At 40.8% G+C, this 9,918-nt stretch carries 10 protein-coding genes and 1 pseudogene; 8 read left to right on the top strand and 3 right to left on the bottom strand.

The window, feature by feature from the left end:
• A partial coding sequence (locus tag AC0YOA_RS37835; RefSeq protein WP_475790907.1) for a transposase occupies window positions 1–553 on the top strand: 553 nt, incomplete at its 5' end.
• A gap of 552 nt (window positions 554–1,105) precedes the next feature.
• Window positions 1,106–1,522, top strand: coding sequence for a GNAT family N-acetyltransferase (locus AC0YOA_RS37830; protein ID WP_475790906.1), 417 nt, complete (start codon window positions 1,106–1,108; stop codon window positions 1,520–1,522).
• A gap of 276 nt (window positions 1,523–1,798) precedes the next feature.
• Here AC0YOA_RS37830 and AC0YOA_RS37825 read toward each other — a convergent pair whose 3' ends face one another.
• On the bottom strand, window positions 1,799–2,815 hold the full coding sequence (locus AC0YOA_RS37825; protein WP_475790909.1) for a S66 family peptidase: 1,017 nt from the start codon (window positions 2,813–2,815) through the stop codon (window positions 1,799–1,801).
• Window positions 2,816–3,575: 760 nt separating this feature from the next.
• Here AC0YOA_RS37825 and AC0YOA_RS37820 point away from each other — a divergent pair.
• The 6 genes from AC0YOA_RS37820 (at window position 3,576) to AC0YOA_RS37795 (ending at window position 8,685) form a co-directional block, all read left to right on the top strand.
• Window positions 3,576–3,911: an HIT domain-containing protein gene (locus AC0YOA_RS37820; protein ID WP_475790905.1), complete on the top strand. Its 336-nt coding sequence runs from the start codon at window positions 3,576–3,578 to the stop codon at window positions 3,909–3,911.
• 600 nt (window positions 3,912–4,511) lie between these two features.
• The gene (locus AC0YOA_RS37815) at window positions 4,512–5,513 is read left to right on the top strand and encodes a phosphotransferase enzyme family protein (protein WP_475790904.1); all 1,002 of its coding nucleotides are present in this window, start codon (window positions 4,512–4,514) and stop codon (window positions 5,511–5,513) included.
• A gap of 187 nt (window positions 5,514–5,700) precedes the next feature.
• Entirely contained in the window at window positions 5,701–5,970 is a 270-nt protein-coding gene (locus tag AC0YOA_RS37810) for a hypothetical protein (protein ID WP_475790903.1), read from the top strand.
• A gap of 95 nt (window positions 5,971–6,065) precedes the next feature.
• Window positions 6,066–7,004, top strand: a complete 939-nt coding sequence (locus AC0YOA_RS37805; protein WP_475790902.1) for a phosphotransferase — start codon at window positions 6,066–6,068, stop codon at window positions 7,002–7,004.
• 660 nt (window positions 7,005–7,664) lie between these two features.
• On the top strand, window positions 7,665–8,150 hold the full coding sequence (locus AC0YOA_RS37800) for a quercetin 2,3-dioxygenase (protein WP_475790901.1): 486 nt from the start codon (window positions 7,665–7,667) through the stop codon (window positions 8,148–8,150).
• Window positions 8,151–8,313: 163 nt separating this feature from the next.
• Window positions 8,314–8,685, top strand: a complete 372-nt coding sequence (locus AC0YOA_RS37795) for a DoxX family protein (protein ID WP_475790900.1) — start codon at window positions 8,314–8,316, stop codon at window positions 8,683–8,685.
• Window positions 8,686–8,817: 132 nt separating this feature from the next.
• Here AC0YOA_RS37795 and AC0YOA_RS37790 read toward each other — a convergent pair whose 3' ends face one another.
• Both AC0YOA_RS37790 and AC0YOA_RS37785 read right to left on the bottom strand, forming a co-directional pair.
• Entirely contained in the window at window positions 8,818–9,369 is a 552-nt protein-coding gene (locus tag AC0YOA_RS37790) for a TetR/AcrR family transcriptional regulator (RefSeq protein ID WP_475790908.1), read from the bottom strand.
• Between the two features lie 45 nt (window positions 9,370–9,414).
• Window positions 9,415–9,537: pseudogene (locus tag AC0YOA_RS37785) on the bottom strand (IS3 family transposase); the annotation flags it as partial.
• Window positions 9,538–9,918 lie beyond the last annotated feature (381 nt).

The raw sequence follows: 9,918 nt of genomic DNA, 5'->3' as shown, positions 1-9,918 counted from the left end.
TCTTGCTAGCCGTTCTGTTGGTTCTAAGCAGGCCTTGCATGCCTACAAGCTTCACTTGAAGCAACTTCTCGACGAGTACGATCTTGCTTGCCTGCAGCTAGAAACGGTAGAAAAGGAGATTGTTGCCGTTTTAGAACGGATTCCATTTGCGAAATTTATGCTTGCTGTCAAAGGGATTAATGCCATTTCACTAGCCGGTATTCTGGGTGAGGCAGGGGATTTAAGCGGCTTTGTCCATGGGAATGCCTTACTGCGGCATGCCTGTCTCAATCTCGCAGAAGCCAGTTCAGGCAAATGGACCGGGCAAATGAAGATTAGCAAACGGGGACGATCTCGCCTCCGCCGTTTCATCTTCATGATGACCCTGAGTTTAGTCGCGAACAATCCGGAGTTTAAAGCGATGCATGCCTACAATGTACAGGTAAAGAAGATGAAGAAAATGAGGTCCATTATGAAATGGTGTGGCAAGCTAGCTCGAATACTTGTTGGAATGGCTCGCAGCAGCGAAGCCTACAACCCTCCTAAAACGATGCCGATCCAGCTAGCAGCTTAATCGATACTGATTACCGTTACGTTGCACGAATTTTGGCTTATTCGCGGGATTTCAAAGAAAGCACGGCGTACCGGATACATGGAACCAAAGGGCACCGACCCGTAACGATAGCAAGACCGGCCTCCACCCCTTGGACAGGTGTAACGAAGGAATGAAAGGGCATAGACCCGTTGAGACATGGGAGTGAGAACCTCCAGGGGCGGCGTGGAGAATACGTGCAGGATATGGAAGAATATGGGGTTTCAATCTCCCCCTCTATTTCCTCACGCCTTCATGTTATCCAGGTCTATGAAGTGGTACCCGAACGACCTTCATACATGTCTAACAAGGGTGAAATCCTGCGAATAAGCGAGCATTCGTGAGAAAACTTAATCGTACCGAGGGAGTTGAATGGAGACGCAACGGCAGCCGGCCACACGATCGGCTGCCGTTGTCCATTGAAGTAACGGGCAGGATAATTCGATTAATATCCGAATAATATAAGGATGATATTTCTAAAGTTTTTAGATGAACGTGCTGTTAGTTCTTAAAAAATATTGAAAAGGAAGTAACATGATGAATCGTACATATATAGTGAATCAGCTATCAGAAAGGCATTTTCAAGACTTAATGAACTTATACAATGAAAGGTCATGGACCAAGACAAGAACGAGCAATGAAGTTCGAACAATGATTGATAACTCGTATATATTTGGTTTATGTGATTCTGAATCAGATAAACTCATAGGTTTTACTAGAGTTGTGACTGACTATGTTTTCCGAGCAACGATATATGACGTTATCGTTTTAGAACAATTTCAAGGACAAGGATTTGGAAGGTTGCTTCTCGAAGCGGTCGTTAACAGTACATTAATAAAGAGTATCGAACGCGTTGATTTATTTTGCGCAGACAATAAAGTGATGTTCTACGAAAAATGGGGGTTTGAAAAAGTTCCAGTAACCACCAATTACATGAGCTTAATTAAGTAAGGACATCATTCAACTAACGAGGAACGTTAGTGAGGAGCTTGCCGCGCGGCAGCTCCTTTTTCGTTTATTGGAGGCTATCGTAACTTAGCAGCCGTTCTGTAAGGGGGCTGCCGGCATCAAGAAACAGAGAAAAAGGGCTCTCGTTTTAGGGGAACGGGTTCCCCTTTTGGGTGCAAAAATCATTTTTACGAGACAATGGGCAGCACTTTTGCCCTTAAATAAACGAAAAAAAGACAGTCTAACGGCTGTCTTTTTTCGTTTATAGAGATGGAATAATTACTGGCTAAAAGATTGCTTTACGGATCCTTTGCCATCTCCTACTTCAATCTCAGCATGTGCCCCGTTTATGAAAGTTAATTGTGGTGGAACATGACCGCAATCAATATCGTAGATTATCGGGATCTGCAATTCCTCATATAGTTCTTTGTATATATCCTCCACAGTATAATTATCAATCGGTTGATTCGCAGCGCTTCTTCCAAACAGAAGACTAGTACAGTTATCAAACCAACCTGCTAATTTCATCTGAACCAACGACCTGCGTAAATCAGTCGTCGATAGTTCGCAATTCTCCAAATACCATAAAATAGGTTCATTATTTATATGATTCTTTTGGAAATGTTGTAGATCACCGAACCGAGTTCCAATTAAATGTCTTATCACATCGATACACCCGCCAAGTAAGCGACCCTGTAGTTTAACCTTAGTATTTGGAATAACTTTCCAATAGGTTTGTTCTGTTAAGTGAAAGACACATGGCGAAGGGTCAGAGGGTTTCCATTCCTTTTGGAATTTTTCCGAAGAATGTTGAATGATGGATTCGCCAGTTTTAGTTGCTAAGACAGATTGCCACATTGCAGTTGTGTTATCTGAGGAGTCTCCTCTCAAGTCAATGAAATTTGTACCATGAGCAGTTGCTATGCCTGTGTTTAAGGTTATTGCCAACAATAATACACTTATATCTGAATAACCTAAAATCCACTTACACTTAAAATTTTCAAAATCAATGTGTTCAAGAATTTCGATTAAAAGTTCGCCACCCCAAGGTGGGATGATAAGACTGATGTGATCATCTCTCATCATTTCGTTGAATTCAGCAGCACGTAATTTGGCTGGCGAAGACTTTGCCTTCTCTTGAGTCCAAACCGTTTCTCCACAAATAACGTTGAATCCCGTCATCTTCATACGACAACAGGCAAGTTTAAGCAAATCATGTAATTCGACGTTTACCCCTGACGAGGGTGCTGTTACACCAATTGTTGCTCCTTCTTCTAGAGACGGAAATCTAATAATTCCAATCATCCTCCAAAATTAACATTATTTCACTGTGGAAAATTGTGTGAAGCAATATGTTTCAACTATATCTTATAAAGGAGAACTTGTCTAAGAACCTATATCCAGCATCTCGTTGGAGGGAAAGAAGCATATAAAGCATTACCTCAAGCAGAAGGTGGTTACGCTAGAAATACAAACGAATAAGGAAAACTTATTACACTAACTGGGTACGATAGCGCAACAACCAGATCATTAAAGTAACGGGTACGAGAGCTTAATAAAAATCATTTAACGAAGGGGCTGCTGGGGCAGCTCCTTTTGCTTCTTCGCAAAATTGATCTATATGTACTGTGGGGGCGTAAGCTATAATACGAACTGGCAGGATAACGATATAAGGGAAACTCACACCATGATTCAAAAAATGATATGATTTAGAAAAGGAGTGAAATTATGTTTCAGGGTTCTAACGGATTGTTTTCGATATTACCCATCGTCATGTTTATTGTTTACGGATTATTCATTCTGCTTGGATTGTATAGCCTTTATCTATTCATTAAACTTGCGATTAGAGGAATAGCAGCGCTAGATATATATCTAGATGAAAAGAGAAACAGGCGTTTGTAGAATTAAATCATTGAACTAACGGATACAATAGCGCGCAATGATATTACTGGAGCAGGCGCCATGGCGAACTGCTCCAGATCATAGAGATAACGGGAAGTAATGTGAAGCAACCGTGTGTTAAAATAAGGAAAAACATGACGGGAGGCAATTAAATATGTCGGAAGATTTCTATTGCGAAGAGGTATTAAGTGGTCGAACACCTGTACAAAAAGTATTGGAAACCGATAATGTACTTGCATATCATCATACCCGTCCATTCTATCCAGTACATATTGTGACGATTCCGAAAAGACATATTCCATCACTTATTACTTTAGAAGAAGGGGATGATGCCCTGCTAATTGAGCTTATGGATATTGTTAAGCAGGTAGCTTCCCAAGTGGTATCGGAACATAGTGCTTGCAGAGTGATAACAAATTTAGGGGAATATCAAGATTCAAAACATCTTCATTTCCATGTAGTTTTCGGTCAGCCCTTGAAGAAGAGCTGATTAAGCTAAAGGGTACGATAGCGCAACAACCAGGTCATTAAAGTAACGGGTACGTTAGTGGAGGAGCAGTTGCCGTGATACGCTACCCTAAACTATCGTGTCCGTTGAGTTGAAGCTATTTTTTATCTTTATCTTACGAAGAAAATCTCCAATTCCCTCCACCTTCATTCAAACCCGCCAAACCAATTACCAATACAATTATAATAAGAAGCGAAGCTTCATCAACAAGATGCCGCGGGATCGGTCAGTGGCCTAGCTGCTCCTTTATTTCTATTGATGTGACAGGCAGGACACCGCAACTTCATATAGTCATTTACGTCCACTTATTTGGATATAAAATTTATAATTCTCTAAAAAATAAGGTAACCGAGGTGAGATTATTTGAATAACAGTTACACTATAGGTTGGGGTACCTTGGCACTCATTAACGCTGGATTGGCTCAAAGCAAAAACAGGAAGGGACTCAACTGGTTTCTAATTTCTTTATTTATAGGTCCATTAGCGACTTTACTTCTTGTGGTATGGGATAAAAACCCTGGGCAGTAATTGAGTATATTGCTATTGAATAACAGAACTAACGGCAGGAATTGGGGGATGGTCATGGCAGAAGTGTTTAAGATTGGTACTGAAAAAGAAATAAAGCGGATTATTTTACAGTCGAAGCAAGCAGCTTTGACGGCACTTCAAAATTATGATTTGAATTGGGAAGAAATACGTTTCAACCAATTATCCGATACATGTTCATTTATAATAAAAACAAGTGAAGACGGGGATTTTTTACTCCGTATTCATGCGGGAATGAGGAGAGAAGAAATAGATTCTGAACTCGATTGGCTTGATGATTTGGATAAAAAGATGGATAGTACCCTTCCTAAGGGGATATTAGACCGCAATGGATCTAAAACTGTAAAAATTAATTTGGAGAATGCTTATTTAGGTTACGCTTCATTGATGCGATGGGTAGAGGGCGTGCATGCGAGTGGTGGTCTTACTGAAGATCAAATCATTAGAGAGGGAATCCTCTTAGCAAAGCTCCATCAAGTATCACAAAATTTCGAGTTGAGCTCTAACTTCATACGCCCTATTTGGGGTGAGGATAGTTTTAGGCAAGCCATGACTCGTTTAACGCAACACTACGATCGGTTCCTGGTAGATGCGGAATTCCAGTTGTACCAGTCAGCGGCTGAAAAAATACTCTCCTGGATTACTAAACTTAGCAAAGATGACGAGAGTTACGGTTTAATTCATGGTGATTTGCACCAAGGGAACATTGTATTTCATAATGGAGAACCGCGGCCGATTGATTTTGGGAGATGTGGGTTTGGATACTTCTTATATGATATAGCACATACGATTTTGGGGCTTTATCCTGGGCAAAGGGAGTTACTAATTAAAGGTTATGAAAGCAAGAGAAGACTAGGAGTTAACTGGCTATCAGCATTGGAAAGTTTTACAGTGATGGTAATGATCGAAAATTATTGTCACCATGCTCCTGATTCAAGGGAGACCGACGGGTTAAAAGAAGAACAGCCCTATGCACAAGCAATAATAAAAAATTACTTAGCGGGAGCACCATTTCTTTTTAATGCAATAGAAATTTAAGAATTATAATAGTTAGGATCTCCAATAAATCCCCATGGCTCGTTGAGCTAACGGATTACGATAGTGGAGTAGCTGCCGCGGCAGCTACTCCTTTTTCTTGCAGGATAGTTCAATTATGTAGCGAATACTTCAAGTAAAAAAGCTCATAAATTTATTCGTCAATACTGAGACTGAGGATGATTGAATTATGAAATACGTTCTTTTCTTCATAGTCAATGTTATAGTTGCTTACTATATCTACGATCAATCAACATTTGTTAAGCCTTTAGTTCAGTCTGTTATCTTAGTCATGTTGGTTTTGGTTATCGATTTGATTAAGTACAACAAAAATAAAAGTAAAAACTCAATCGAGTTAGCGAACATCTATAACGGATCGGTGCTGCTGCCTTTTACTCTAACGGGTACGATAGCACAACGACAACAGGCTACCGACAAAATCGGTAGCCTGTTTAGCTAACGGGGCAGTATTGTTAAATGATAAATGTACTTCCCAAAAAAAAGTGTGTGGTAAACTATTCGAAGCACGGTACTTGAGGGAGGAAGTAAGTAACAATGAAAGACTTTTTAGTTAAACAAGCAGCACGAATTGCAGGCGATTTTCTTCAGGAACAAGTAAAAACTTCCTATCAGATCTTAGGTAAAGGCACCACAAATCAGGTTTGCGTAGTCGAAACAGAGAATCATAAAGTTGTTGTCCGTATAAACGATGAAGATACATTCCCAAGCTTTATCAAAGAGAAATGGTGTATCGAGCAAGCAGTCGCAGTTGGCGTTCCGGGACCTGAGGTGTTGTCCATTGGTTTAGTTGATGAAACCGCATATATGATTCAAGCCTTTGTTGAGGGAGACAACGGGTCAGACAGTACTGTACCCAAGTCCAATATTTGGAGGAAACTGGGCGAATATGCCAAGCTTATTCATTCTATTCAAGTGAAAGGATATGGGGAAAATCTAATTGATCCAGTCCATGGTGAGTTTCAGTCACCACCTCATGCTGGAACAGATGGTAGTTGGCAAGGGTATGTGCAGCATAATATAAATAGTCTGACTGAGCACGATCGCTTGATTGAGCTTGGAGTAATCACTCAGATGGAATCGCAGAGAATAAAAAAACTGTTTGAAGATTTAAAGAGTGAACCGTTCCGTTTCGGCTTAAACCATGGAGATATCACTTTAAAGAATACGATTGTCAATCAGGCAAACCAAGTTATATTGCTGGATTGGAATGCGAAAGTAAGCGTGGTACCACATGCAACTGTTGCTCAATTGATGCATTACCAGATCCTAAGGCTAGAAGAAGGTCCAAATGTTGAAGAATTCAAAGCGTTTATAGACGGGTACGGAATAAGTGAAAAAGACCTTTCTGACATAAGGCATTATCTGCTATTAAGGGCTTTCGATAACCTCAGGTGGGCTATTAATCGAAGCCCTGAACATATTGAACCCTTTGCTGCATTCGCGAAACAAGTAGTGGACATTATTATGGATTAGCAGATTGCGCTTTGTTTTTGTACCTCAATCTAACCAAGGGTGAAGACACGATTGAACTAACGGATACGATAGCTTAATGAGAAACACGTAGCAGGTTGCTTTGGCAGCCTGTTTTTTATTACTTAGGAACATCGGCAATCAGAACAAATTCTTGTCTTTTTCGGTATGCATTCTTGTCATCAGATGTTCAAGGACACAAAAATCGGGACATTGTATTCTAATGACACACATCTAAAGACATTGTCGCGATTTCCAAAAGACATAGTTAAACAGGACGTTGAAAATTGCTTGTCCAGCTATACGGGTAGTTAAAAAATGCTTAAAAGGCTAATCAAATACCAGCATCGTAATGTGGAGATAATTGGAGGGTTAGAGTTCTATTCCTGCTGCGCATTGGCGGGAACTGTTCTTTGAGAAAGCAAAAAGTTGCTTGATCTCGTGCTTGAGCTATCAACATTTCGCTTGGAGAATGAGTTCGAGTGGAAAGAATGTTTGTATTATTTCAATCAACGTGAACATGAATATTTACAAATCGTTAATGTTAGAAAGGTTGACATAGAAAAAGGGTGTAGCTATACTCAGATAGTTGCAGTGATACTTATCTTCCGGTAAGTAAGATTTTGCAACGTGATTTCACAACAAGAAGGAGCATACAAAAAGATGAGTAATCAAAGCAAAGCGGGCATGATGTACCGGAGTATCAACAAAGAAAATACGTTCCTTTTTCTTAGTGACGTAAATTCAATATTGGTGAGCGGGGAGGATACGAATGGAGAGTTTTGCGTCGTGCATTGCTCCGTCAAGAAAGATGATGGACCTCCACTGCATTTGCATGAAAAAGAAGATGAATCTTTTTACGTTCTGGATGGAGAAATAGAGATGACGCTCGGTAAGGAAACTATTTTGGTGAAAACCGGTGAATATGTGTTTGCTCCTCGTGGCATTCCACACACTTTTAAGGTGAAATCAGACAAAGCTAAGTTTCTGGTTACCGCCTACCCTGCGGGATTTGATTCTTTTGTGAAGGAACTAGGCGTTCCTTATGTGGAAGGGATGGAGGCTCATGTCGAGCCACCCACTCCTGAGGCCATGCAGAAGCTGTTAGCAGTATCCAAAAAGTATCATATTACTTACCCAGGCCTTTAAATCTTAGAGTTAAAGCGATTATTGTGAAATAAGGGGATAGAAAACGTTAGAGGCAGGTTAAAATATGTGCTTTAACGGGCGCAGTTAACCGCGTCGTTAACTGCGCTATATTAATTGTTGTTTCTGTGCAACTATCAAGCTCAGTTATAGAGGAGACTCAGGAATGAATATCGTAGCGATCGTTCTGCAAGGACTTTTAAGCTTAGTTTTTCTGATGGCGGGATTCAGTAAAATCTCGGGTTCGAAAATGCAAGTCGACGCGTTTAATCATTATAAATTGCCGCAAGGGTTCCGCATAGTTACGGGATTTATCCAATGGGTGGGCGTAGCGGCACTGGCCATCGGCTTCTGGGAACCTAGCTGGGCCGCGGCGGGAGCCTTGTGGTTGGGCGTTACCATGTTTGGAGGCATCCTGACGCACATTCGAGTGAAGGATACGTTTCAACAAATGCTTCCGGCTATCGTATTAACAATACTCTTGGTTATCCTCTTCTTCCTTCAATTGTCCGAGTTATCCGCTTTTCCCGGATTCTAACGTACAAGCTATTGAAAAAAGGCCCCTCCATAGGGGGGCCTGAACATACCAAAGACTGTTAACAATTGAGGGTGTTAAAAAAAAAGAGCTGCACAAGGCCGCCCTTTAATTTGTTACTCGTACATTGTATTATTACTGGTTTTTTAATAGACGATTAATTCCATACATGATATCCGGTATGAAATTGCCGTGCATTGCGCGGTTGTACTGCAGTGCTCCCTTGATTGCAGAAAGGATTGTGATTGCCAAGGCGCGCGTATTAATTGCAGTATCATCTGTTCCTTCAGCAACAATGTCATCGATGATTGAAAGTTCAAACTCGCTTATCTCTTGAAGTTTTTGTCTCATCGATTCTGGTAGCAGTTCATAATCAGTCTGTAAGGAAGAGGTCGGACATATGTCATACTCTGCAAACCGTCTGGATTGGTCAGCGCAATATAGAATGAGCTTCTCTTCAACCGATTGTGATGATTGTTGAATAACCGACTTAAAGTTGACCAGACCTCGATAAAGTTGATCCAATACGGCAAGCCCCAGATCTTCCTTTTTCTCGAAATGATAGTGAATGCTTGCTTTTGTAACGCCAAAATGTTTTGAAATTTCGTCATAAGAAAAGGTCGAATAGCCTTTTTTTCGAATAAGTGACGATGCCAGATCTATTATTTGCGTTTTCCTGTTTTCCATGTAGCAATTATTGCGCATAGCTATACAAGAGTCAAGTTTATATAAAACCGGGACGTTGTCGTAACAGTTACCCTTACGGCTCATGCTTCCGTTCATTTCATAGGTACGGAGCTGCGTCCGGTAATCAAGCGAAGCATACTGACTTCCACGGTCAGAATGATGCATCATTGTACTTTCCTCTTCTTATCTATAAGGCGATTTCTGTTGCCAATTCTTGGCGTGGCTACCCGTCGAAATTGTGCTATCGTATCCCGCCGTTGTTAAAGCATGGGCAAATTGTAGCGACTGGATCCACTGAAGAAGAGTGCTGCCAAACCCCCTAAAAATGCAAAAAAGCACCCACCAACCAACTTGGCGCGATGCTTTTTTTATACTGACTGTAGCGAGTCTTAGGCAGCAAAGTCAATTTTTAGATAAAAAACATAAAACGTTTGCCTTAGCGCAAAAGAAAGAGGTTCTATTATGACAAAAGTTATCATTCCCATTACACCTGTATATGGACACGTCGCTCCCATGCTGTCCATAGCAAAAGACCTTATTCGCCGCGGT

The organism is Paenibacillus sp. JT22N12 (assembly GCF_056269365.1).
The sequence above is the reverse complement of the archived record's forward strand: the minus strand, read 5'-3'. Positions and strand labels throughout refer to the sequence as shown.

Excerpts from the sequence above, each read along its gene's own strand:
- AC0YOA_RS37805 (WP_475790902.1), top strand. The coding sequence starts at position 6,066 with ATGAAAGACTTTTTAGTTAAACAAGCAGCACGAATTGCAGGCGATTTT.
- AC0YOA_RS37820 (WP_475790905.1), top strand. The coding sequence starts at position 3,576 with ATGTCGGAAGATTTCTATTGCGAAGAGGTATTAAGTGGTCGAACACCT.
- AC0YOA_RS37790 (WP_475790908.1), bottom strand. The coding sequence starts at position 9,369 with ATGGAAAACAGGAAAACGCAAATAATAGATCTGGCATCGTCACTTATT.
- AC0YOA_RS37810 (WP_475790903.1), top strand. The coding sequence starts at position 5,701 with ATGAAATACGTTCTTTTCTTCATAGTCAATGTTATAGTTGCTTACTAT.
- AC0YOA_RS37815 (WP_475790904.1), top strand. The coding sequence starts at position 4,512 with ATGGCAGAAGTGTTTAAGATTGGTACTGAAAAAGAAATAAAGCGGATT.
- AC0YOA_RS37795 (WP_475790900.1), top strand. The coding sequence starts at position 8,314 with ATGAATATCGTAGCGATCGTTCTGCAAGGACTTTTAAGCTTAGTTTTT.
- AC0YOA_RS37830 (WP_475790906.1), top strand. The coding sequence starts at position 1,106 with ATGATGAATCGTACATATATAGTGAATCAGCTATCAGAAAGGCATTTT.
- AC0YOA_RS37800 (WP_475790901.1), top strand. The coding sequence starts at position 7,665 with ATGAGTAATCAAAGCAAAGCGGGCATGATGTACCGGAGTATCAACAAA.